The organism is Streptomyces mayonensis (assembly GCF_018982965.1).
Classification (GTDB): Bacteria; Actinomycetota; Actinomycetes; order Streptomycetales; family Streptomycetaceae; genus Streptomyces; species Streptomyces mayonensis.
The window spans coordinates 54934-77174 of the sequence record NZ_JACBYP010000021.1; the positions used below are offsets into that span (position 1 = coordinate 54934).

Below are 22241 nucleotides of genomic sequence, written 5' to 3' on the forward strand. Positions count from 1 at the left end.
GGGAGGGCGAGGACCGGGAGACGAGGACCGGGCGGGCGAGGACCGGGGCCGCACCCGAGCTGCCGCATATATGCACGGCACGTGCACTGTTGCACTTTCGGTCAGGTTTCGACACTTTTGATCAAGATCCCGGACCGCCTTCAGCCATTAAAGTGGGCGCCATGACCGTGAATCCCGCGCACACCGATCCCTGGCCCGCCCCGCACGCGAGCGGAGCCGTCGACGCGACCGTCCACGTGCCCGGGTCCAAGTCGGTCACCAACCGCGCACTGGTGCTGGCCGCCCTCGCCTCCGAGCCCGGCTGGCTGCGCCGCCCGCTGCGCTCCCGGGACACGCTGCTGATGGCCGGGGCCCTGCGCGCGATGGGCGTCGAGATCGAGGAGGGCGTCGGCCCGGACGGCACCGGGGAGTTCTGGCGGGTCATCCCGGCCGGCCTGCGCGGCCCCGCCACGGTCGACGTCGGCAACGCCGGCACGGTCATGCGCTTCCTGCCGCCGGTCGCGACCCTCGCCGACGGCGCGGTCCGCTTCGACGGCGACCCGCGGTCGTACGAGCGTCCGCTGCACGGCGTGATCGACGCGCTGCGCGTCCTGGGCGCCCGGGTCGACGACGACGGACGCGGCGCCCTGCCGCTGACCGTGCACGGCGGCGGCGCCCTGGAGGGCGGCCCGGTGGAGATCGACGCGTCCTCGTCGTCGCAGTTCGTCAGCGCCCTGCTGCTGTCCGGACCGCGTTTCAACCAGGGTGTCGAGGTCCGCCACACCGGTTCGGCGCTGCCGTCCATGCCGCACATCCGCATGACCGTCGACATGCTGCGCTCGGCCGGCGCCCAGGTCGACACCCCCGAGTCCGGCGGCGAGGCGAACGTCTGGCGGGTGACGCCGGGCGCGCTGCTCGGCCGGGACCTGACGGTCGAGCCCGACCTGTCCAACGCCCAGCCGTTCCTGGCGGCCGCCCTGGTGACCGGCGGCAAGATCGTGATCCCCGACTGGCCGTCCCGCACCACCCAGCCCGGCGACAAGCTGCGTGAGATCTTCACCGACATGGGCGGTTCCTGCGAACTGACCGACTACGGACTCGTCTTCGCGGGCTCGGGCGCCATCCACGGCATCGACGTCGACCTCGGCGAGGTCGGCGAGCTGACCCCCGGCATCGCGGCCGTCGCCGCCCTCGCGGACTCCCCCTCCACCCTGCGCGGCGTGGCGCACCTGCGCCTGCACGAGACGGACCGCCTGGCCGCGCTGACCAAGGAGATCAACGAACTCGGCGGTGACGTCACCGAGACCGCCGACGGCCTGCACATCCGCCCCCGCGCCCTGCACGAAGGCGTCTTCCACACCTACGACGACCACCGCATGGCCACCGCCGGCGCGGTGCTCGGCCTCGCCGTCGAGGGCGTACGGATCGAGAACGTGGCGACGACCGCGAAGACCCTGCCCGACTTCCCCGACCTGTGGACCGGGATGCTCGGGGCGTAGGGACGGTTCGCCATGCGCCGCTACGGCAAGCACACCGACGAGGACGACATCCGCACCCGCCCGAACCGCAAGGGCAACCGGCCGCGCACCCACACCCGGCCCAAGCACGAGGACGCCGCCGCGGGCCTGGTCCTCACGGTGGACCGGGGCCGGCTGACCTGCCTGGTCGAGGACCGGGTCGTCATGGCGATGAAGGCCCGCGAGCTGGGCCGCAAGGCGGCGGTCGTGGGCGACCGGGTGGCCCTGGTCGGCGACCTGTCCGGCAAGAAGGACACCCTCGCCCGCATCGTCCGCATCGAGGAGCGCACGTCCGTGCTGCGCCGCACGGCGGACGACGACGATCCCTACGAGCGGGTGGTCGTCGCCAACGCCGACCAGCTCGCCGTCGTCACCGCGCTCGCCGACCCCGAGCCGCGCCCGCGCCTCATCGACCGCTGCCTGGTCGCGGCCTTCGACGGCGGCCTCACCCCGCTGCTGGTGATGACCAAGTCGGACCTGGCCCCGCCGGACGAACTCCTCGACCTCTACGGCGCGTTGGACATCCCGTACGTCGTCACCAGCCGCGAGGGGCTGGAGAACGGCGCGGCCGCCGACCTCGTGCGCGAACACCTGGACGGAAAGATCACGGCCTTCGTCGGGCACTCGGGTGTCGGCAAGACGACCCTGGTCAACACCCTGGTGCCCGAGGACCGCCGCCGGATGACGGGCCATGTCAACGCGGTGACGGGCCGCGGCCGGCACACCACGACCTCCGCCCTCGCCCTGCCGCTCTCCTCCGACGGGGGCGGCTGGGTCGTCGACACCCCGGGCGTGCGGTCGTTCGGTCTCGCGCACATCGACCCGTCCCGGGTGATCAACGCCTTCCCGGACCTGGTGCCCGGTACGGAGGGCTGCCCGCGCGCGTGCAGTCACGACGAGCCCGACTGCGCGCTGGACGCCTGGGTGGCCGAGGGGCACGCCGACCCGGCGCGGCTGTACTCGCTGCGCCGGCTGCTGGCGACGCGGGAACGCAGGGAAGGCGACTGACCTCCGCGTTGTTTGCCGTGGCGTGCCACCGGTAAGTGCATAATCGCACCAAGCCGGGACCAAGCCCGAGCAAAGCCGGACGAGTCACCGGGCCGGCGCCGACACAGCGGTCGTGGTACGGGAACTACGGGAGGACAAGACATGGCGTGGCTGCTGGTCATAGTGGCCGGGGTGCTCGAAACCGGCTTCGCCGTCTGTCTGAAGCTGTCGCACGGCTTCACCCGGCTCTGGCCCACCGTCGCCTTCTGCGCCTTCGCACTGGGCAGCTTCGGTCTGCTGACGATGTCCCTGAAGAAGCTCGACGTCGGCCCGGCGTACGCCGTGTGGACCGGCATCGGCGCGGCGGGCACCGCCATCTACGGCATGGTCTTCCTCGGCGACCTGGTCTCGACCCTCAAGGTCGTCTCGATCAGCCTGGTCATCATCGGTGTGATCGGCCTCCAGCTCTCCGGCTCGGCCCACTAGGTGTACTGACCCGGAGTCCGCCGGCCGCGGTGGGTCCGGCCCTCAGGCCGTCAACCGGCGTGGCAGGGCGGTGCGTACGAGGTCGGCGACCCCGCCCTCGGCGGGCGGCGCGGCGACGCAGGACAGGGCGAGCCGCACGGCCAGTTCGCAGGAGCGGGCCAACTCGGCGGCGTCCGGCGGCGCGAGCGGACCCCCGCCGTTCAGGACAGCCACGGCGCGGTCGCGGACGAGGGTCACGAAATCCCCGGGCGAGGGCAGCGGACCGTCGGCCCTGCGCTGGGCCGGGACACCGGAGGAGGACGGCACGGCCGTCAGGGCCGGTGCGGGCAGCCGCTCGCTCCAGCAGCCGGTGAGCATGGCACGGACCAGCAGGTTGTCGTGGGCGGCCGACATCATCCATTCGGCGGTCGCGGTGAGCCGTTCGCGCGGGTCGCTGGGACCGGAGAGCGCACGCTCCACCCCCGCGAGGTAGCCGTCGGCCTCGCGCCGGACGAGTGCCCGGGCGAGACCGTCCTTGCTGCCGAACTCGTTGTAGAGCGTCTGCCGGGACACACCGGCCGACGCGGCCACGTCCACCATCCGCACGGCGGCCCAGGGCCGGCGCGCCAGCGCCGTGTAAGCGGCGTCGAGCAGGGACTCCCGGGCTGCAGGCACCCTTGCCTCCCTCGGCCGACCAACTCGCTGCCCAGATTTGACGCACCCGACAACACTGTCAAGAGCCCCCGCACATCCGAACACCGACACCGACGGGGCAGCCGCCGCCCCGTAGCTGCGGGCAACCGCGAGTCGCGTAGCTGCGGGCAATCGTGCCTCCCCCAGTGCTGAAGACCTGGGAGGTACCCCCAGGGCGGCACGGGTGGGCGCAGCGGTGCCCGTCGGCGCCGGGCAGCGCGACCCACCCCCGCCCAGCATCAACCCGGGCACCAACTGAACGCACCCGCCCCGCGCACGCGGCCGGCACGCGGTCCCGCCACGCCCGCCAAACCCCTGGTAGCCCCGCCCCATCCCCGACAGATAGCGTGACCCGCATGCCCGACTACCTCGACGACCTCCGCCTCGCCCACGTTCTCGCCGACGCCGCCGACGCCGCGACGATGGACCGCTTCAAGGCCCTCGACCTCAAGGTCGAGACGAAGCCGGACATGACCCCGGTGAGCGAGGCGGACAAGGCCGCCGAGGAGCTCATCCGCGGTCACCTCGCCCGCGCCCGCCCCCGCGACTCGGTCCAGGGCGAGGAGTTCGGCGTCGCGGGCGCCGGCCCCCGCCGCTGGGTGATCGACCCGATCGACGGCACCAAGAACTACGTACGCGGCGTCCCCGTCTGGGCCACGCTCATCGCCCTCATGGAAGCGGCCGAGGGCGGCTACCAGCCGGTCGTCGGCCTCGTCTCCGCGCCCGCGCTGGGCCGCCGCTGGTGGGCGGTGCAGGACCACGGCGCGTTCACCGGCCGCAGCCTGACCTCGGCCTCCCGGCTCCGCGTCTCCCAGGTCTCCACGCTCACGGACGCCTCGTTCGCGTACTCCTCGCTCGGCGGCTGGGAGGAGCAGGGCCGGCTGGACGGGTTCCTGGACCTGACCCGCGAGGTGTGGCGCACGCGCGCGTACGGCGACTTCTGGCCCTACATGATGGTGGCCGAGGGCTCGGTCGACATCTGTGCCGAACCCGAGCTGTCCCTCTGGGACATGGCGGCGAGTGCGGTCATCGTCGCGGAGGCGGGCGGCACCTTCACCGGTCTCGACGGCCGCCCCGGCCCGCACAGCGGCAACGCGGCGGCGTCCAACGGCCGACTCCACGACGAGCTGCTCGGCTATCTCAACCAGCGCTACTGAGCACGCACCGACCGGCGCCACCGGGCACGCACCGCGCGCCTCGCCCCTCACCGGTCTCGACGACCGCCCCACCACCCCCTTCGCGCCCACCGTTCCTCTCCACGCCCCCCGACGTGCTCTCCGCGCCCCCTTGTTGACCCTCGCTTTGCCTGCCACTCTGAGGGCTCCCCCACTTGTGAACTTGTGAATCCATGAACGCACTCATGGATCACCGGCAGGAGGTGGCTTCATCCCATGCTCGTCCACGAAGTCATGAGCACCGTCGTCCTGACCATCGGCCCCGCCCACACGCTCCGCCAGGCCGCCGCCCTGATGTCCGCCCGCCACGTCGGCGCGGCGGTGGTGTACGACCCCGACGCCGACGGCATCGGCATCCTCACCGAACGCGACGTGCTGGTCTCCGTCGGCCGGGGCCAGGACCCGGACACCGAGCACGCCCACGCCCACACCACCACCGACGTCGTCTTCGCCGCACCGGTCTGGACCGTGGAGGAGGCCGCCGGGGCGATGGTGCACGGCGGTTTCCGGCACCTCATCGTGCTCGACGGCGGTGAGCCCGTCGGCATCGTGTCGGTGCGCGACATCATCCGCTGCTGGACGCCCGCGCGCCCCCGGCGCGCGGCACCGGCGGTGACCGCCTGAGGGAGACCCGGCTCCGCCGTCAGCCCCGTACGCACTGCTCGATCACCGAGGCGACCTGCTCGACCGCGGGCGAATCGGTGCGGGTCCTGCGGGCCAGCACGAGGTCCACCGGTTCCGGCTCGGCGAGCGGCACGTACGTCACGCCGTCCAGCCGCAGACTCCGGACCGACTGCGGAACGAGCGCCACGCCGTGTCCCGCGGCGACGAAGACGACGAGCGTGGCCGTCTCGCCGACCTCGACGAGGGCCGCGGGCCGGAAGCCGGCCCGGCCGCAGGCGGACAGGACCCGGTCGTACATGGAGGACCGGGGCTGCGAGGAGTGGATGACGAAGGGCTCGTCGGCCAGCGCCCGCAGCGGGACGGCCGGGCGGCAGGCCAGCGGATGGCGCGAGGGCAGTACGGCCATCAGGGACTCGGTGCGCAGCGGCGCCGTGCGGACCTGCGCGGTTCCGGCCGTGTCGGGGCGGCACACCGCGAGGTCGTACGCGCCGGTGAGCAGGCCGTCGAGGAGTTGCGGGGTGAGCACCTCGCCGTGCAGTTCCAGGGAGATGCCCGGCAACCGCGCCCGTACCGTGCGGGACACGCGCGGCAGCACGTCGTAGGTGGCGGTACCGATGAAACCGACGGAGACCCGGCCCGCCCGGCCGCCCGCCAGCTCCGCCATGTGGGCCCGCGCGCGCTCCTCCTCGGCCAGCAGCCCGCGGGCGTACCCGATCAGGTCCCGCCCCGCTTCGGTGAGACCGACGTGCCGGGTGGAGCGGTGGAACAGGGCGGTGCCCAGCTCGCGCTCCAGCTGCTTGATCTGCTGGGAGAGCGCGGGCTGGGCGACGTGCAGCCGGGCCGCCGCGCGGCCGAAGTGGCACTCCTCGGCGAGAACGAGGAAGTAGCGGACCTGGCGGAGCTCCATGGGCCCAGCCTAGAGGCTTTCATAAGCCCTGCTTCTCAATGGCGCACAATTAGGTCTTGGACGCGAACAAGTGGGCGCTCCTACCGTGGCGGCGTGACCGACAGTTATCTCTACGCAGCGGCAAGAACACCCTTCGGACGCTTCTCCGGCGCCCTCGCCGGTGTCCGGCCCGACGACCTGGCGGCACTCGCCGTCAGCGGGGTCCTCGGCAAGGTGCCGGCGCTCGAACCGGGCGACATCGACGACGTCGTCTGGGGGAACGCCAACGGCGCCGGCGAGGACAACCGCAATGTCGGCAGAATGGCCGTCCTGCTGGCCGGGCTGCCCACCGGCGTTCCCGCCACCACCGTCAACCGGCTGTGCGGCTCCTCCCTGGACGCGGCGATCATCGCCTCGCGGGCCATCGAGACCGGGGACGCCGACGTCGTACTGACCGGCGGGGTGGAGTCGATGTCGCGGGCTCCGTGGGTGCTGCCCAAACCGCACCGCGCCTACCCCGCCGGTGACATGACCGCGGTGTCCACCACCCTGGGCTGGCGGCTGGTCAACGAGCGCATGCCGAAGGAGTGGACGGTCTCCCTGGGCGAGGCCAACGAGCAGCTGGCCGAACGGTTCCCCGTCTCCCGCCGGCGGCAGGACGAGTTCGCCGCGCGGTCCCACGAACTCGCCGACGCGGCCTGGAACGCGGGTTTCTACGAGGACCTGGTCGTGCCGGTCACGGTGGACCGCAAGGGCGACACCCTCGCCCGCGACGAGGGCGTCCGGCCCGGCTCCACGGCCGACGGGCTCGCCGCGCTCAAGCCCGCGTTCCGCCCGGACGGCGTGATCACGGCGGGCAACGCCTCACCGCTCAGCGACGGGGCCTCGGCCGTACTGCTCGGCTCGGGGGCCGCCGCCGCGCGCATCGGCGCCGACCCGCTGGCCCGGGTCGCGGGGCGCGGGGTGTTCGCGCTGGACCCGCAGATGTTCGGCTTCGCTCCGGTGGAGGCGGCGAACCGGGCGCTGCGCGGCGCGGGCATCTCCTGGTCCGACGTCTCCGCGGTCGAACTCAACGAGGCGTTCGCCGTGCAGGCACTGGCCTGCGTGGACGCCTGGGGGATCGATCCCGGGACGGTCAACGCCAAGGGCGGCGCCATCGCCCTCGGCCACCCCCTGGGCGCCTCCGGCGGCCGGCTGCTCGGCACGCTGGCCCACCGGCTGAAGGAGTCCGGCGAGCGGTGGGGCCTCGCCGCGATCTGCATCGGAGTGGGCCAGGCACTCGCCGTGGTCCTGGAGAACGTGACGGAGACGAGCCGATGACCACACAGCTGTGCGCCGACGCCGACGAGGCGGTCGCCGGGATCGAGGACGGATCCACCGTGCTCGTCGGCGGCTTCGGGATGGCCGGGATGCCGGTCGCCCTGATCGACGCCCTCATCCGCCAGGGCGCCAAGGACCTGACCGTGGTGTCCAACAACGCCGGCAACGGCGACACCGGGCTGGCCGCGCTGCTCGCCGAGGGCCGGGTCCGCAAGGTGATCTGCTCCTTCCCCCGCCAGAGGGACTCCTACGTCTTCGACGGCCTGTACCGGGCCGACCGGATCGAGCTGGAGGTCGTGCCGCAGGGCAGCCTGGCCGAGCGGATGCGGGCGGCCGGGGCCGGTATCGGCGCCTTCTACTGCCCCACCGGAGCGGGCACCCTGCTGGCCGAGGGCAAGGAGACCCGCGTCATCGACGGCCGCCCCCACGTGCTGGAGTACCCGATCAGGGGCGACGTGGCGCTGATCGGCGCCCACCGGGCGGACCGCATGGGCAACCTCGTCTACCGCAAGACGGCCCGCAACTTCGGACCGGTCATGGCGACCGCCGCCACCACCGTCGTCGCGCAGGTCCGCGAGATCGTCGAGACCGGTGCGATCGACCCCGAGACCGTCGTCACGCCGAGCATCTATGTCGACCGAGTGGTGCAGGAGGGGACCGCATGAACACCGACCGATCCACCGCGCAGGAAGTACCCGCCCCGCAGGACACGCCCGGCCCGCAGGACGTACGCGGTCCGCTGGGCCAGGACGACATCGCCGCCCTCGTGGCCCGGGACATCCCCCACGGTTCCTTCGTCAACCTCGGTATCGGCCGGCCGACGTCGGTCGCCGATCATCTGCCGGCCGGCTCCGGTGTCGTACTCCACACCGAGAACGGCATGCTCAACATGGGGCCCGCCGCCCGGGGCGACGCGGTCGACCCCGATCTCACCAACGCCGGCAAGATTCCCGTCACCGAGCTGCCCGGGTCGGCGTACTTCCACCACGCGGACTCCTTCGCCATGATGCGCGGCGGTCACCTCGACGTCTGTGTCCTGGGCGCCTTCCAGGTCTCCGCGGCCGGCGACCTCGCCAACTGGCACACCGGCGCGCCCGACGCCATCCCCGCGGTCGGCGGAGCCATGGACCTGGCGATCGGGGCGAAGAAGGTGTTCGTGATGATGACGCTGTTCACCAGGACCGGCGCGCCCAAGCTGGTCCCGCGGTGCACCTACCCCCTGACCGGTCAGGGCTGTGCCGACCGCGTCTACACCGACCACGCGGTGTTCGACGTCACGCCGGAAGGTGTGGTGGTGCGGGAGACCTTCGGGACCAGTGTCGACGAGCTCGCGGGGCGCCTGGACCTGCCGCTGCTGCCGCTCGGCGGCTGACGCCGCGCGGAGAGCGCCGCGCAGAGGACGCCGCGAACGCCGCCCGACCGTCAGCCTGGGCGGCGTTCGCGCAGGTCGCGGGCCTTGACGCCGACGAGCAGCAGGGCGACGGCGAGCAGCACGATGGCGGCGCTGATCTGCAGGCCGAGGGCGAGGCTGCCGGTCCTGGCCTGGATGAAGCCGAGCAGGGACGGGGAGGCCGCGGCGGCGAAGGAGCCCATCGAGGTGACGAAGGCGATGCCGGTGGCCGCGGCGCGCTCGCCGAGGTAGATCGAGGGGATCGAGTAGAAGACGGTGAGCCCTGAGTAGTGGGCCGCGGCCAGCACGGACAGCAGGACGACGACCAGGACGACGCTTCCCTCGGACACCGAGAGCGCGACCATGGCGCAGGCGGCGACCGTCCAGCTCAGGGCCGCGTGCCAGCGGCGTTCCAGGGTGCGGTCGGAGTGCCGGCCCACGATCTGCATGACGACGATGCCGAGCAGCGGGGGCAGCGCGGAGAAGAACCCCAGGTTCAGGACGTCGCCCACGCCCGCGTCGGCGATGATGCGCGGGGTCCAGAAGGACACGGCGTTGGCGAGCGTGTAGGCGCCGCAGGCGCACAGGCCGATGATCCACACCTTGGGGTCGCGCAGCGCGAGCAGCAGACCCCCGTGCCCCTTGTCCTCGTCGGTCTTGCGCCGCTGGTCGGCGACCAGGTCGGCGCGCACCGCCTTCTTCTGGGCCGGGGAGAGCCAGCGGGCCTGCTCGGGCTCGTCGACGAGCCAGACGAGGACGGCGACGGCGAGCAGGATCGGCGGGATGCCCTCGATGACGAACAGCCACTGCCAGTCGGCCAGACCGCCCACGCCGCCGAAGGTGTGCATGATCCAGCCGGACATCAGGGAGCCCAGTACTCCCGCGACGGGCACGCCCGCGAAGAACACCGCGGTCATCCGGGTGCGTCGCGCGGAGGGGAACCAGCAGGCCAGGAAGTACAGCGCGCCGGGGAAGAAGCCGGCCTCGGCGACGCCGAGCAGGAACCGGGCGACGTAGAAGGTGACCTCGTTCTGCACCAGTGCGGTGGCGACGGTGACGACACCCCAGGACGCCATGATGCGTACGAGGGTCCGGCGGGCGCCGAACCGGGCGAGCAGGCTCGCGCTCGGTACCTCGAAGACGATGAAGCCGACGAAGAACAGCGTGACGCCGAGGCCGTAGACGGCGGAGCCGAAGCCGAGGTCGCGTTCGAGACCGTGCTCGGCGATGCCGATGTTGGTGCGGTCGATGAAGCTGACGACGTAGCACACGACCAGCAGCGGCATCACGCGCCAGGCGATGGTGCGGTAGGTGGCGTCACGGTCGACGGACGAGGCGTCGGCCCCCGGCGGTTCCGGGGATTCCGTGGCAGCGGAGGGAGAAGTGGAGGGGTCGACCACGATGTACGACTCCTTGCGTGAAGTGACAGGGTCGCAGAGGGGCGCGACCGGTGCGAGTCTCAACCTCGGCTGTTGATAAAGTCAACACCTCGGGAGGAGTCGCCGGCGATACGATGTCCGCCATGCAGAAGCGTGAGGGTGGCTCAGACCTCGTCCCGATCTCCGAGCTGTTGTCCTACCGGCTGTCGCGCACGTCGTCGGCGCTGTCGCGCAGCGCGGCGCTGAGATACCGGCGCGAGTTCGACGTCAGCCTCGGCGAGTGGCGCACCCTCGCGCTCATCGCCGCCGACCCGACGCTGACCCTCAACCGGCTCGCCCGCCGCGCCGGACTGGACAAGGCACAGATGAGCCGGGTGGTCCGAGGCCTGGTGGAAAGGGACCTGGTCCGCCGTACCGAGGGCTCGGGGCGCACCCGGCAACTGGCCCTGACCGAGGCCGGAGTGGTGCTGTACCGGGGCCTGATCGCGGCGGCCAACGAGCGCGACGCCGCGTTCGCGGCCACCCTCTCCCCCGAGGAGTCGGACGCGCTGGAGCGCGCCCTGGAGAAGCTGGCCGACCTCGCCCTGACCATGGAGCACCAGGAACGGGAGCGGCTCGACGACGCATAGGGCGACGCATAGGGCGACGCATGGGGCGATGCGTGGGGCGGCGCCCGGGACGTCGCGCACACCGGCCAGCCGGCCCGACAGGTGTTGACTTTATCAACACCTGGGGGTGATTCTGGTCGGGTCATCCACGAGGAGGTGGCCCGATGACCGACGCGGTCACGATCTGCGAGTGCTTCGCCCGGGACGGTCTCCAGCACGAACCCGGGTTCTTGCCGACCGATACGAAGATCAGCCTGCTGGAGTCCTTCGCCGCGGCCGGCTTCCGCCGCATCGAGGCGACGAGCTACAGCCATCCGCGGTGGGTGCCCGCCTTCGCCGACGCCAGTGAGGTGCTGGCGGGCGTCACCCACCGCCCCGGCGTGGCGTTCAAGGCGACCTGCCCCAACCCCAGGGCCGTACGCCGTGCCCTGGACGACCTCGACCGGGGCGCCGGCGCCGAGGAACTGAGCCTGCTGGTGTCCGCCAGCGAGAGCCACACGGAGCGCAACCTGCGCTCCACCCGCGAGGAGCAGTGGCAGCGGGTGGCGGAGATGACGGAGCTGGCAGGCGGCCGGTTCCGGCTGGTCGGCGTGGTGTCCGTGGCCTTCGGCTGCCCCTTCGAGGGCCCCGTCGACCCGGGCCGGGTGGCCGAGGACGTCGCCCGCTTCGTCGAGCTGGGCGCGGACGCCGTGACGCTGGGCGACACCACCGGCGTCGCCACGCCCGGCTCCGTCACCGCACTGTTCCGCCGGCTGGAGCGGGACCATCCCGGGCTGCCGGTCGTCGCCCACTTCCACAACACGCGCGGCACGGGCATCGCCAATGCGGTCGCCGCCCTGGAGGCGGGCTGCCGCCACTTCGACAGCGCCCTCGGCGGAGTCGGCGGCCACCCGTCGCAGATCGGCTACGGCGCCGGTCTGACCGGCAACGTCTGCACCGAGGACCTCGTCGCCCTCTTCGACGCGATGGGCGTCGAGACCGGCCTCGACCTCGACGCCCTGGCCGCCGCCTCGCGGGCCTGCGAAGAGGCGCTCGGCCGGCCGCTGCACAGCATGGTGGCGCGGGCCGGCTTCGACCGCTTCCCGTCACCGGCGGCCACCACGGCGGCCTGACCGCCTCGCCCCCCTGCGCTGCCCCCCTTTTATTCTCCGGACCGAGGAGACCCCACGTGACCGTCACGACCAGCGGACGGCCGGCCGCCCCGAGTGACCCGGCCGCCGACGTGCTGCTCGTCGAGGACCGCGGCGCCGTCCGCGTCCTGACCCTGCACCGCCCCGAGAAGCTCAACGCGCTGAACACCGCCCTGACCCGGGCGCTGAGCGACGCCCTCGCCGCGGCCGAGCGGGACGCCGGTGTCCGCGCCGTCGCCCTCACCGGTGCGGGCCGGGCCTTCTGCGCGGGCGCCGACCTCTCCGAGTTCTCCGAGCTCACCCCGGACCAGCCGGACGCCGTACTGGAGCGGGCGGCGCTCACCGCGAAGCTCCAGACGCAGATGCAGTCGATGGGCACGCCGGTCGTCTCGGCGGTGCGCGGGGCCGCGGTGGGCGGCGGGGCGGGACTGGCGCTCGGCGCCGACATGGCCGTGGCCGGCACCGACCTGAAGTTCGGCTATCCCGAGCTGCGCCACTCCATCGTGCCCGCCCTCGTGATGACCGGGCTCCAGCGCCACCTGGGCCGCAAGCTCGCCTTCGAGCTGGTCAGCACCGGCCGGATGCTGAGCGCCGCCGAGGCCGCGGAGCACGGCCTGGTCAACCGCGTCGTGGAGCCGGACGAGGTGCTGGACGCCGCGCTGGAGATCGCCGAACGGTGGGCGGCCGTCGAGCCGCGGGCGATCCACGCGGCCAAGGACCTCTTCTACCGCGTCGCCGACCTGCCCACCGAGGCCGCGATGCGGGCCGGGCAGGACGTCAACGCGCTGATGCGGGCGTTCCGCCGGTGAGCGCGCCGACCGCGCCCCGCCCGCTGGAGGGCGTCACCGTCCTGGACTTCTCCCGGGTGCTGGCGGCCCCGATGGCCACCCAGATCCTCGCCGAGCTCGGCGCCACCGTCGTCAAGGTGGAGCGGCCGGGCGGCGGTGACGAGACCCGCGGCTTCGAACCCCGGCTGCCGCAGGGCGAGAGCGCCTACTTCTTCGCCTTCAACCGCGGCAAGCGCTCCGTCGCCCTCGACCTCAAGGACCCGCGCGGCCGGGACGCCGCCCGCCGGCTCGCCGCCCGCGCGGACGTCGTGGTGGAGAACTTCCTGCCCGGCGCGATGGACCGGCTCGGCCTCGGCTACGACGACCTCGCCGCCGACAACCCCGGACTGGTCTACGTCTCCGCCACCGGCTTCGGGCAGAGCGGCCCCGACCGCACCCGCAAGGGCTACGACACCGTCTTCCAGGCGCTGTCCGGCGTGATGGCGATGACCGGCGAACCCGACGGCCCGCCCAGCAAGACGGGCATCCCGGTCGCCGACATGACCTCCGGCCTCTGGGTCGCCATCGCCGTGCTCACCGGCCTCGCCGGGCGCGGCGTCACCGGCCGGGGCCGCCACTTCGACGTCTCGATGATGGACGTCCAGCTCAGCCTGCACGCCCTCAACGCCGCCCGGCTGTTCGCGCTGGACGAGGACCCCGTGCGCACCGGCACCCAGCACCCCGGCCGGGTCCCGTCCGCGGCGTTCGAGACGGCCGACGGCGGCTGGCTGCACATCAGCGGCAGCGACCAGCACTGGGTGCCGCTGTGCGAGGTCCTCGGCCTCCACGACCTCGCCGCCGACCCGGAGCTGCGGCGCAACGCCGGACGGGTCGCCCGGCGCGAGCACGTGATGACCGCCCTGCGCACCGCGATCGCCCGGCGCGACCGCGACCCGCTGCTGAAGGAACTGCTCGCCGCCGACGTACCGGCCGGTGCGGTACGCGGCGTCCGCGAGGCGCTGGCCGACCCGCACGCGCGGGCCCGCGGCGTCGTCACCGAGTTCGAGCACCCCACCGAGGGCACCTTCCGCGCCCTGCGCACCCCGCTGCGCGAGACCGGCGGCGCGCCGCCCACGGCCGGTGCCCCGCCCTTGCTCGGCGCGGACACCGGCACCGTACTGTCCGAACTGGCGGGCCTCGGCGACGAGGAGATCGACGAGCTGCGGGAAGCGGGGGTGATCCAGGATGGCGGGCGCTGAGAAACCGGACACTGAGACGCCGGACACTGAGACACCGAACGGTGACACACCGAGCGCTGACGCACCGGCCGCCGAGACACCGGCCGCCGAAACGGTCCGGGTACGGTGCGACGTCGCCGACGGCGTCGCCCGCGTGCGGCTCGCCCGGCCGCGCGCCCGCAACGCCGTCGACCTGGAGATGTGCCGGCAGCTGCGGTCCGTCTTCGAGGACCTCGACGCCGACGACGACGTGCGGGTCGTCCTGCTGTCCGCCGAGGGCCCGGCGTTCTGCGCGGGCGCCGACCTCAAGGAGCGGGCCGGCCGGGACGCCGCCTGGGTACGCCGGCGGCGTCAGGCCTCCTTCGCCGCCTACGACGCCGTCGAGCGCTGCCGCCGCCCCGTCGTCGCCCTGGTGCACGGCGCGGTCGTGGGCAGCGGCGGCGAGATCACCCTGGCGGCGGACTTCGCGGTCGCCGCCGAGGACACCGCCTTCCGCTTCCCCGAGGCCCACTGGGGGACGGTCGGCGCCACCCAGCGTCTGCAGCGCGTCATCGGGCGGCGGCGCGCCAAGGAGCTGCTGTTCACCAACCGGGTCATGCCGGCCGCCGAGGCCGCCGAGCTGGGCGTCGTCTCCCGCGTGGTGCCGGGCGACCGGCTGGCGCGGGCGGGCGAGGAGATCGCCGCCTCGATCGCGGGGGCGCCGCCGCTGGCCATGGCCCTGACCAAGCGCGCCGTCGACCTCGGCGGCGAGACCGACCTCGACCGGGGGATCCGGATCGAGATGGCGGCCATCGAACAGTGCCTGGCCGACGACGGCTGGCGCGACGGCGTCGCCCGCTTCGCCCGCCGCCACGGCGACGGTCCCGAGAGCACCGGGAGCACCGGCGATCGCGGCAGCACCGGCGATCCCGGCAGTACAGAGGAGGAAGAGAAGTGACGGATCTCGATCTCGCCGCCGTATGCCCCCTGACCGCGCACGCGGCCCTGGAGCGGGCGGCGCTGCTCGCCCCCGACGTCGAGGCCGTGGTCACCGCGGCCGAGCGGATCACCTACCGCGACCTCGCCGCCGAGGTCGTCCGCGTCCGCGCGGCGCTGGCGGCCGCCGGCATCGGCCGCGGCGACCGCGTCGGCCTCTGCCTCGGAAACGGGCCGCGCTGGGTCGCCCTCTTCGTCGCACTGGGCTCCGTCGGCGCGGTCACCGTGCCGGTCAACACCCGCTACAGCGCCGACGAGGTCCGCCACACGCTGGCCCACGCCCGGGTCGGCACGCTCTTCGTCGCCGACCGCGTGCTGAACGTCGACTTCCACGCGGTGCTGCGCGAGATCGGCATCGGTGCGGACGCCACGCCCACCTGCCCCACCCTGCCCGACCTGGAGCGGGTCGTGGTGTGCGGCGACACGGTGCCCCACTGGGCGACGCCGTGGCCGGAGTTCCTGGCCCGCGGCACCGGCGAGGTCCCGGCCACCGGCACCCCGGACGACGTACTGCTCGTCCAGTACACCTCCGGCACGACCGCACGCCCCAAGGGTGTCCTGCTCACCCACCGCAGCATGTGCGCCGACGGCTTCTTCTCCGGCGCCCGGCTCGGCCTGCGCCCGGGCGACCGCTTCCACAGCGCACGGCCCTTCTTCCACGTCGCCGGCAGCACCCTGTCCGTGCTCGCCTGCCTCCAGCACGCCACGACGCTGGTGACCATGCCGCGGTTCGAGCCGGCGGAGGCGCTGCGGCTGCTGGAGGAGGAACGCTGCACCCACTTCTCCGGCAACGACACCATCGCCCTGCTGCTGCTCAACCACCCCGACCGCGCCCGCCGCACCCTGCGGCTGCGCGGCGCCTGGGTCGCCGCCTCCCCCACCGTGATCCGCCGGGTCATCGACGAACTCGGCGCGACCGAGTGCGTCGCCGGGTACGGCCTGTCGGAGGCGTCCCCGAACGTCGCCCAGTCCTGCTGGTGGGAACCGGACGGGGTACGGGCCTCCGGCGCGATGCAGGCGGAACCCGGCGTCGAGGTGCGCATCCGGGCCCTGGACGGCAGCCGTGACTGCGAACCCGGCGAACGTGACTGCGAGCCCGGCGAACCCGGCTCGATCCTGGTCCGCGGCTGGAACGTGATGCAGGGATACCTCGACGACCCCGACGCGACCGCCGCCGCCGTCGACCCGGACGGCTGGCTCGCCACCGGCGACGTCGGCGCCCTCGACGCGTCCGGCCGCCTGCACTTCACGGGCCGTACCAAGGACATCATCCGGGTCGGCGGCGAGAACGTCGCCCCGGCCGACGTCGAGGACGTCCTGCACCGCCACCCCGGTGTACGGCAGGCGGTGGTGGTCGGCGTGCCCGACGAGCGGCTGATGGAGGTGCCGTTCGCGTTCGTCGTGCTCACCGGTCCGGGTCCCACCGAACAGGAGCTGATCGACTGGGCCCGCACCCGCATGGCGGGGTTCAAGGTGCCCCGGCACCTGCGCATCGTGGACGGCTTCGAGGGCATCGGCATGACCGCCAGCTCGAAGGTGCAGAAGAACCGTCTCGCCGCCCACGCCCGCACCCTGCTGGGCCACGACGACACCGGGGCCGCGGCATGACCCGTATCCCCACGCCCCTCACCGACCTGCTCGGCATCGACCTGCCGGTCGTGCAGGCAGGCATGTCCTGGGCGTCCTCCAGCTCCGCCCTGCCCCTCGCGGTCAGCCGGGCGGGCGGTCTGGGCGTGGTCGCCGCGGGCCCGATGCGCCTGCCCGACCTGGCCCGCGCCCTGGACGAGACGGCCGACGGCACCGACCGGCCCTGGGCGGTCAACCTCCCGCTCTACCGGGCGGGCGCCGACGAGGTCGTCGAGCTGCTGCTGGCCCGGCGCCCGCCGGTGCTGATCGCCTCCCAGGGCGGACCGCGCCGCTACCTGGACCGCTTCCACGACGTGGGGACCGTCTGCCTGCACGTCGTCGCCGGGGTCGAGCACGCCCGCAAGGCCGCCGACGCCGGTGTGGACGGGCTGGTCGTCGTCGGCGCCGAGGCCGGCGGGCATCCGCCGCCCGGGATGGTCACCACGCAGGTGCTGGTGCGCGCGGTGGTCTCCGCCGTGCCCGGCGTGCCGGTCGTCGCCTCCGGGGGCGTCGCGGACGGCGCGGGCCTCGCGGCGATGCTCGCCCTCGGCGCGGACGGCGCCCAGTTCGGCACCCGTTTCCTCGCCACCGAGGAGGCCACCGTGCACCCCGCCTACAAGGCGGCCGTCGTCGCCGCCGGCGTCGACTCCACCCGTACGGTCGGCCGCGGCCTCGGCACGATCCGCGCCCTGGACAACGACTTCACCCGCCGGATGACCGGGCTGGAGGAGGACGGGGCGGAACTGGACGTGCGGCGGGGCGCATTCGCCTCCGCCAGCCTGAAGGACGCCGCGCTGGACGGCCTGGTGGACACCGGCAAGGTGGAGGCGGGCCAGTCCGCGGGGCTGGTCGACGCGGTGCTGCCGGCGGCGGAGGTCGTGGACCGCATCGTCGCCGAGTACCACCGGGCGGTCTCCCGGCTGCCGGTGCCCGCCGCCGGCCCGCACCCCGTCCCGGCCTCGACGGCCGGCACCTGACCGGCCCGGGAGGGCCGCGGGAACGACGAACGGGCCGGTTCCCCCGTCCCGGGGAACCGGCCCGTCGCTACGGCAAGCGGTCCAGTGCTGGATGTCAGCCGCGAAGGGCCTGGACCGCGGCCTCCAGCCGCTTGCCGAAGTCACCGTCGGCCTGACGGAAGTTGCCGACCGCACGCTCCACGATGTCGTCGCGCGAGACGCCGGAGAGGGCACCGGCCAGGTTGTTGACCAGCCGCTCCTTCTCGTCCTCGGTCATCAGCCGGTACAGGTTGCCCGCCTGGACGAAGTCGTTGTCCTCGGCGTGCGAGGGGGCCTCGGTCTCGCCGGTGACACCGGAGACCGCGACCGGCTGCCACAGGGCCCGGTCCGTCTGGAAGGGGCCGCCGAAGCTGTTCGGCTCGTAGTTCTTCGCACCCTTGTGGCGGCCGTCGTACAGGTAGCCGTCACGGGAGTTGGTGCGTGCCTCGGTGGCGTGCGGGCGGTTCACCGGCAGGTGGTCGGCGTTGATGCCGACGCGGTAACGGTGGGCGTCGCCGTAGGAGAAGAGACGGCCCTGGAGCATCTTGTCCGGGGACGGACCGATGCCGGGCACGAAGTGCGCCGGGGAGAAGATCGACTGCTCGACCTCCGCGAAGACGTTCTCCGGGTTGCGGTTGAGCTCCAGCTTGCCGAACTCGATGACCGGGTAGTCCGCGTGCGGCCACACCTTGGTCAGGTCGAACGGGTTGAAGCGGTACTTCGCCGCGTCGGCGACGGGCATGATCTGCACACCGACGGTCCAGGACGGGAAGTCCCCGCGCTCGATGGCCTGCCGCAGGTCGCGCTGGTGGGAGTCGGGGTCCTCACCGGCGAGCTTGTCGGCCTCGGCCTGCGTGAGGGTCTTGATGCCCTGGTCCGTCTTGAAGTGGTACTTGACCCAGAAGGCCTCGCCGGCCGCGTTGCTCCACTGGTAGGTGTGCGAGCCGAAGCCGTCCATGTGGCGGTACGACGCCGGGATGCCGCGGTCGCCGAACAGCCAGGTCACCTGGTGCGTCGACTCCGGGGACAGGCCCCAGAAGTCCCAGACGTTGTCCATCTCCGTGGACCCCGTGTAGGGGTCGCGCTTCTGGGTGTGGATGAAGTCGGGGAACTTGATGGCGTCCTTGATGAAGAACACCGGGGTGTTGTTGCCGACGAGGTCGTAGTTGCCCTCTTCGGTGTAGAACTTCAGCGCGAAGCCACGCGGGTCGCGGACGGCGTCCGCCGCGCCCAGGTTGCCGGCCACCGTGGAGAAGCGGAGGAAGGTCTCCGTCTCCTTGCCGACCTCGGAGAGGAAGGCGGCGCGCGTGTACGGGGTGACGTCGGCGGTGACCGTGAAGGTGCCGTACGCACCGGCGCCGCGGGCGTGCACGACGCGCTCCGGGATGCGCTCACGGTTGAAGTGGGCCAGCTTCTCCAGAAGCAGCTGGTCCTGGACGAGCACGGGGCCGCCGACGCCCGCAGTCTCGCTGTTCTGGTTGTCGGCTACCGGAGCACCGGCTTCCGTAGTAAGCGGTCCCTGAGTCACGTACGCCTCCTGCGCCAATCCTGATGAGCCTGTCCCTTGGCTAATGCCGTAGCCGATCCTACAATGGACAATGTCTAAGTCAAGCAAGGCTCCAAAGTCACACCCGTTCGGGACTCGATCCCCCTACTGCTAGGCTGGTTCGCATGAGTGACCTACTGGAACGGCTGCGTGGACGCGGATGGCGCATGACCGCGCAGCGGCGCGTGGTGGCCGAGGTCCTCGACGGCGAACACGTTCACCTGACGGCCGACGAGGTGCACGCCCGCGCCGTGGACAAGCTCCCGGAGATCTCCAGGGCGACGGTCTACAACACCCTGGGCGAGCTGGTCACACTCGGCGAGGTGCTGGAAGTCGCGACGGACAAGCGCGCCAAGCGCTACGACCCGAACGCGCACCAGCCCCACCACCACCTGGTCTGCGCCCGGTGCGGCGCGATCCGTGACGTCCACCCGACCGGCAACCCGCTGGCCGACCTCCCCGACTCGGAGCGCTTCGGCTTCACCGTGTCGGACGTCGAGGTCACGTACCGCGGCACCTGCCCGAACTGCGCGACCGCGTAGCCGCGGATTTGCTTCTCGTCTTCACGGTGACGTAGTGTTCCATTCACCGACGCGGGGTGGAGCAGCTCGGTAGCTCGCTGGGCTCATAACCCAGAGGTCGCAGGTTCAAATCCTGTCCCCGCTACTGAAGGACTGGGGCCGGAATCCAAAAGGATTCCGGCCCCAGTCGCATAGCTACGGGCAGTCGCGCGCGTGGCTGGGGGCAGTCGCGAGTCGCGCACCTGCGGGCAATCGTGCCGCAGGGCGGCACTGGTGGGCGGTGGGGGCACCTCCCGCTCGAGCGAAGCCGAGAGTGGGGGAGGCACCCCGTCAGCGCCGGGCAGCGCGACCCGCCCCCGCCCAGCACCAACCCCGGGCACCTCATCCCACAAGCACCGAGCACCTCACAAAGGCACCCCAGCCCAGCGCAGCGTCACGCCGACAACTCCTGCCGCAACGCATCCCGCAGCCTCGCCGCCCGCTCCCCCACCTCCGCCGGCCCCAGCGACACCGCGAGGTCCGCCCACCGCTGCCCCTCGGCCAGCTCCCCCCGCCGCGCGAACACCAGCGCCAGCCGCAGCGCCGCCCGCCCGTGCCCCGCGTCGGCCGCCCGGCGCCACCACACCACGGCCTCCGGCTCGCTCCCCTCGCGGGCCAGCAGCAGCCCCAGGTTGAACGCGCCGTTGCGGGATCCGGCCTCGGCCGCCTCCCGGTACCAGCGCGCCGCCTCCACCACGTCACCCCGCGCCGCGGCCAGCATCCCGACCCGCACCTGGGCGCGGCGGTGCCCCTGGGAGGCCGCCCGCTCGTACCACTCCTCGCACTCGGACTTCCCGTGCTCCGGCTCGCCCAGTTCGTGCGCGGGCGCCGGCGGCCGGCGCGCGTCCAGCACCGTCGCCAGCCGGTACGCGGCCTCCGCGCTGCCGCCCCCCGCCGCGCAGCGCAGGAACCGCTCCGCGTCCCGCTCGTCCCCGGCACGCAGCCGCGCGATCCCGACCTGCAGCGCCGCCTCCGTGTGACCGGCGGCGGCGGCCCGCTCGTACCAGCGCAGCGCCGACCGCCCCGCGTCCCGTCCGGCGTACAGGATCCCGAGGTTGAAGGCGGCGTCGACGCTGCCCGCCTCGGCGGCCTTGGAGAACCACGGCTCGGCGCCACTCTCGTCACCGGCCCGCAGCAGCAGGACGGCCAGCGCGTTGGAGGCCTCCCGGTGACCGGCGTACGCGGCCCGCCGGTACCACTGCTCGGCTTGCGTGGTGCGGCCCTGCTCGGCGCAGAGCAGCCCGAGGTTGTACGCCCCGTTGTCGTCGCCGGCATCCATCGCGGCCCGGTACCAGCGCTCGGCGGTCTGGGTCTCACCGCGCTCGGCGTGCAGTGCGCCCAGGGCGTTGGCGGCGTTGCCGTCGCCGTCCTGGGCGGCGCGCAGCCACCACACGGCGGCGCTCTCGGTGTCCCCGGCGTCCCGCAGCAGGAAGCCGAGCGCGCAGGCGGCACGGGCCTCGCCGTCCTTGGCCGACGTCAGGTACCAGCGGCCGGCCTCCTTGAGCTCGCCCCGCTTCTCCAGGATCGTCCCGAGCTGCAGCGCGGCACGCCGGTGGCCGCGCGCGGCGGCCTGCCGGTACCACTGCTCGATCTCGCCCGGCCCCGCCCCCGTTGCCGAACCGGCCCCGGCCGGACGCCCGCCGTCACGGCCACGGTCCCGCCCACTCTCACGGCCGTCGCCGCCGTCGTCGTCGCGGTCCTGCCCGGGCCGCCTTCCGGACTGCCCTGCCTGCCCCGACTGCCCTGCCTGCCCCGACTGCCCCGTCCGTCCGGCGCGCCGGTCCAGCGTCCGCGCCAGCCGGTAGGCGGCCTCCCGGTGCCCCCGCTCGGCCGCGGCCCGCATCCACCGCTCGGCCCCGGTGTCGTCGCCGCGGTGCTCCAGCAGGTCGGCGAGGGCGTAGGCGCCCAGCACGTGACCCTGTTCGGCGGACTGGCACAGCCAGTACTCGGCGGCGGGCTCGTCCCCGCGCTCGCGGAAGTGCCGGCCCAGCGCGTGGGCGGCGGGGACGGACCCGGCGACGGCGGCGATGCGCCACCAGCCGGCCGCCTCGTCGGCGTAACCGCGCTGGTGCAGCAGTACGCCCAGATTGTTGGCGGCGGCCCGGTCACCGGCCGCGGTGGCGGCACGCAGATGGGACTCGGCGCCCTCGAAGTCGCCGCGGCGCAGCAGCATCGCGCCGAGGACGCTCATCGCCTCGACGTCACCGCCGTCGACGGCGAGCCGCAGCCGCACCTCTTCAGCCGCCTCGTCGGCCGCTTCCTGGGCCTCGTCCGCGGCTTCCTCCTGACTGGACGGCTGCGCAAAACGCCCTGTCTCGAACAGATTTGCCATGTCCCCCATAACGTCCATCGTCGCACCACCTGCAACCTCGGTACATCCG

General features: G+C 73.2%; 21 protein-coding genes and 1 tRNA gene. 17 read left to right on the forward strand and 5 right to left on the reverse strand.

Annotation, left to right across the window (positions count from 1 at the left end; all coding sequences use genetic code 11):
* Positions 1–161: 161 nt before the first annotated feature.
* From aroA to HZS56_RS10985, 3 genes are all read left to right on the forward strand, one after another.
* Positions 162–1478 (forward strand): 3-phosphoshikimate 1-carboxyvinyltransferase, encoded by a 1317-nt coding sequence (aroA, locus tag HZS56_RS10975; protein ID WP_216720549.1) that lies wholly within the window; start codon positions 162–164, stop codon positions 1476–1478.
* Positions 1479–1490: 12 nt separating this feature from the next.
* Positions 1491–2504, forward strand: a complete 1014-nt coding sequence (gene rsgA, locus HZS56_RS10980; RefSeq protein ID WP_216720550.1) for a ribosome small subunit-dependent GTPase A — start codon at positions 1491–1493, stop codon at positions 2502–2504.
* A gap of 141 nt (positions 2505–2645) precedes the next feature.
* A complete protein-coding gene (locus tag HZS56_RS10985; RefSeq protein WP_216720551.1) occupies positions 2646–2969 on the forward strand; it encodes a DMT family transporter in 324 nt (107 codons plus the stop codon).
* Between the two features lie 42 nt (positions 2970–3011).
* On the opposite strand, the gene HZS56_RS10990 is transcribed toward HZS56_RS10985, so the two are convergent.
* On the reverse strand, positions 3012–3623 hold the full coding sequence (locus HZS56_RS10990) for a TetR/AcrR family transcriptional regulator (RefSeq protein ID WP_216720552.1): 612 nt from the start codon (positions 3621–3623) through the stop codon (positions 3012–3014).
* Positions 3624–3997: 374 nt separating this feature from the next.
* Here HZS56_RS10990 and hisN point away from each other — a divergent pair, with 374 nt between their 5' ends.
* Together hisN and HZS56_RS11000 are read left to right on the forward strand one after the other, a co-directional pair.
* Complete coding sequence (gene hisN, locus HZS56_RS10995) at positions 3998–4798, forward strand: histidinol-phosphatase (RefSeq protein WP_216720553.1); 801 nt, start codon at positions 3998–4000, stop codon at positions 4796–4798.
* Positions 4799–5032: 234 nt separating this feature from the next.
* Entirely contained in the window at positions 5033–5440 is a 408-nt protein-coding gene (locus HZS56_RS11000; RefSeq protein WP_216720554.1) for a CBS domain-containing protein, read from the forward strand.
* Positions 5441–5459: 19 nt separating this feature from the next.
* Here the strand turns inward: HZS56_RS11000 and HZS56_RS11005 are convergent, their stop codons facing one another.
* Positions 5460–6347 carry a LysR substrate-binding domain-containing protein gene (locus HZS56_RS11005; RefSeq protein WP_216720555.1) on the reverse strand — a complete coding sequence of 296 codons (888 nt, stop codon included), beginning with the start codon at positions 6345–6347 and terminating at the stop codon, positions 5460–5462.
* 93 nt (positions 6348–6440) lie between these two features.
* On the opposite strand from HZS56_RS11005, the gene HZS56_RS11010 reads away from it, so the two are divergent.
* Genes HZS56_RS11010 through HZS56_RS11020 form a run of 3 tightly spaced genes read left to right on the forward strand, consistent with a single transcriptional unit; the run spans position 6441 to position 9018 of the window.
* Positions 6441–7646 (forward strand): thiolase family protein, encoded by a 1206-nt coding sequence (locus HZS56_RS11010; RefSeq protein WP_216720556.1) that lies wholly within the window; start codon positions 6441–6443, stop codon positions 7644–7646.
* Positions 7643–8311: a 3-oxoacid CoA-transferase subunit A gene (locus tag HZS56_RS11015; protein ID WP_216720557.1), complete on the forward strand. Its 669-nt coding sequence runs from the start codon at positions 7643–7645 to the stop codon at positions 8309–8311. The genes HZS56_RS11010 and HZS56_RS11015 overlap by 4 nt, the downstream gene beginning before the upstream one ends.
* The gene (locus HZS56_RS11020; RefSeq protein ID WP_216720558.1) at positions 8308–9018 is read left to right on the forward strand and encodes a 3-oxoacid CoA-transferase subunit B; all 711 of its coding nucleotides are present in this window, start codon (positions 8308–8310) and stop codon (positions 9016–9018) included. Before HZS56_RS11015 ends, HZS56_RS11020 begins: the two co-directional genes overlap by 4 nt.
* 50 nt (positions 9019–9068) lie before the next feature.
* On the opposite strand, the gene HZS56_RS11025 is transcribed toward HZS56_RS11020, so the two are convergent.
* Complete coding sequence (locus HZS56_RS11025) at positions 9069–10436, reverse strand: MFS transporter (RefSeq protein WP_308408053.1); 1368 nt, start codon at positions 10434–10436, stop codon at positions 9069–9071.
* A 122-nt stretch (positions 10437–10558) separates the two neighbouring features.
* On the opposite strand from HZS56_RS11025, the gene HZS56_RS11030 reads away from it, so the two are divergent.
* The 7 genes from HZS56_RS11030 to HZS56_RS11060 all read left to right on the forward strand — a co-directional run bounded on the left by HZS56_RS11030 (position 10559) and on the right by HZS56_RS11060 (position 17736).
* Positions 10559–11044: a MarR family winged helix-turn-helix transcriptional regulator gene (locus HZS56_RS11030; protein WP_216720559.1), complete on the forward strand. Its 486-nt coding sequence runs from the start codon at positions 10559–10561 to the stop codon at positions 11042–11044.
* A gap of 143 nt (positions 11045–11187) precedes the next feature.
* Entirely contained in the window at positions 11188–12135 is a 948-nt protein-coding gene (locus tag HZS56_RS11035; protein WP_216720560.1) for a hydroxymethylglutaryl-CoA lyase, read from the forward strand.
* A 56-nt stretch (positions 12136–12191) separates the two neighbouring features.
* Positions 12192–12962, forward strand: a complete 771-nt coding sequence (locus tag HZS56_RS11040) for an enoyl-CoA hydratase/isomerase family protein (protein ID WP_216720561.1) — start codon at positions 12192–12194, stop codon at positions 12960–12962.
* Positions 12959–14179, forward strand: coding sequence for a CaiB/BaiF CoA transferase family protein (locus HZS56_RS11045; RefSeq protein ID WP_216720562.1), 1221 nt, complete (start codon positions 12959–12961; stop codon positions 14177–14179). Before HZS56_RS11040 ends, HZS56_RS11045 begins: the two co-directional genes overlap by 4 nt.
* On the forward strand, positions 14166–15095 hold the full coding sequence (locus HZS56_RS11050) for an enoyl-CoA hydratase/isomerase family protein (protein WP_301543009.1): 930 nt from the start codon (positions 14166–14168) through the stop codon (positions 15093–15095). The genes HZS56_RS11045 and HZS56_RS11050 overlap by 14 nt, the downstream gene beginning before the upstream one ends.
* Positions 15092–16741: an AMP-binding protein gene (locus HZS56_RS11055; RefSeq protein ID WP_216720564.1), complete on the forward strand. Its 1650-nt coding sequence runs from the start codon at positions 15092–15094 to the stop codon at positions 16739–16741. Before HZS56_RS11050 ends, HZS56_RS11055 begins: the two co-directional genes overlap by 4 nt.
* Positions 16738–17736, forward strand: a complete 999-nt coding sequence (locus tag HZS56_RS11060; RefSeq protein ID WP_216720565.1) for an NAD(P)H-dependent flavin oxidoreductase — start codon at positions 16738–16740, stop codon at positions 17734–17736. Before HZS56_RS11055 ends, HZS56_RS11060 begins: the two co-directional genes overlap by 4 nt.
* A 94-nt stretch (positions 17737–17830) precedes the next feature.
* Here HZS56_RS11060 and HZS56_RS11065 read toward each other — a convergent pair whose 3' ends face one another.
* The gene (locus HZS56_RS11065) at positions 17831–19282 is read right to left on the reverse strand and encodes a catalase (protein ID WP_216720566.1); all 1452 of its coding nucleotides are present in this window, start codon (positions 19280–19282) and stop codon (positions 17831–17833) included.
* 143 nt (positions 19283–19425) lie between these two features.
* On the opposite strand from HZS56_RS11065, the gene HZS56_RS11070 reads away from it, so the two are divergent.
* Both HZS56_RS11070 and HZS56_RS11075 read left to right on the forward strand, forming a co-directional pair.
* Positions 19426–19842: a Fur family transcriptional regulator gene (locus HZS56_RS11070; RefSeq protein ID WP_216720567.1), complete on the forward strand. Its 417-nt coding sequence runs from the start codon at positions 19426–19428 to the stop codon at positions 19840–19842.
* 50 nt (positions 19843–19892) lie between these two features.
* A tRNA-Met gene (locus HZS56_RS11075) sits at positions 19893–19966 on the forward strand.
* Between the two features lie 288 nt (positions 19967–20254).
* On the opposite strand, the gene HZS56_RS11080 is transcribed toward HZS56_RS11075, so the two are convergent.
* Positions 20255–22201, reverse strand: coding sequence for a tetratricopeptide repeat protein (locus HZS56_RS11080; protein ID WP_253914057.1), 1947 nt, complete (start codon positions 22199–22201; stop codon positions 20255–20257).
* Between the last annotated feature and the right edge of the window lie 40 nt (positions 22202–22241).

Bases quoted from the DNA above. Each gene is read 5' to 3' on its own strand.
- HZS56_RS11030 (WP_216720559.1), top strand. From the start codon at position 10,559: ATGCAGAAGCGTGAGGGTGGCTCAGACCTCGTCCCGATCTCCGAGCTG.
- rsgA (WP_216720550.1), top strand. From the start codon at position 1,491: ATGCGCCGCTACGGCAAGCACACCGACGAGGACGACATCCGCACCCGC.
- aroA (WP_216720549.1), top strand. From the start codon at position 162: ATGACCGTGAATCCCGCGCACACCGATCCCTGGCCCGCCCCGCACGCG.
- HZS56_RS11080 (WP_253914057.1), bottom strand. From the start codon at position 22,201: ATGGGGGACATGGCAAATCTGTTCGAGACAGGGCGTTTTGCGCAGCCG.
- HZS56_RS11060 (WP_216720565.1), top strand. From the start codon at position 16,738: ATGACCCGTATCCCCACGCCCCTCACCGACCTGCTCGGCATCGACCTG.
- HZS56_RS11015 (WP_216720557.1), top strand. From the start codon at position 7,643: ATGACCACACAGCTGTGCGCCGACGCCGACGAGGCGGTCGCCGGGATC.
- HZS56_RS11000 (WP_216720554.1), top strand. From the start codon at position 5,033: ATGCTCGTCCACGAAGTCATGAGCACCGTCGTCCTGACCATCGGCCCC.
- HZS56_RS11050 (WP_301543009.1), top strand. From the start codon at position 14,166: ATGGCGGGCGCTGAGAAACCGGACACTGAGACGCCGGACACTGAGACA.
- HZS56_RS11005 (WP_216720555.1), bottom strand. From the start codon at position 6,347: ATGGAGCTCCGCCAGGTCCGCTACTTCCTCGTTCTCGCCGAGGAGTGC.
- HZS56_RS10985 (WP_216720551.1), top strand. From the start codon at position 2,646: ATGGCGTGGCTGCTGGTCATAGTGGCCGGGGTGCTCGAAACCGGCTTC.
- HZS56_RS11020 (WP_216720558.1), top strand. From the start codon at position 8,308: ATGAACACCGACCGATCCACCGCGCAGGAAGTACCCGCCCCGCAGGAC.
- HZS56_RS11070 (WP_216720567.1), top strand. From the start codon at position 19,426: ATGAGTGACCTACTGGAACGGCTGCGTGGACGCGGATGGCGCATGACC.
- HZS56_RS11035 (WP_216720560.1), top strand. From the start codon at position 11,188: ATGACCGACGCGGTCACGATCTGCGAGTGCTTCGCCCGGGACGGTCTC.
- hisN (WP_216720553.1), top strand. From the start codon at position 3,998: ATGCCCGACTACCTCGACGACCTCCGCCTCGCCCACGTTCTCGCCGAC.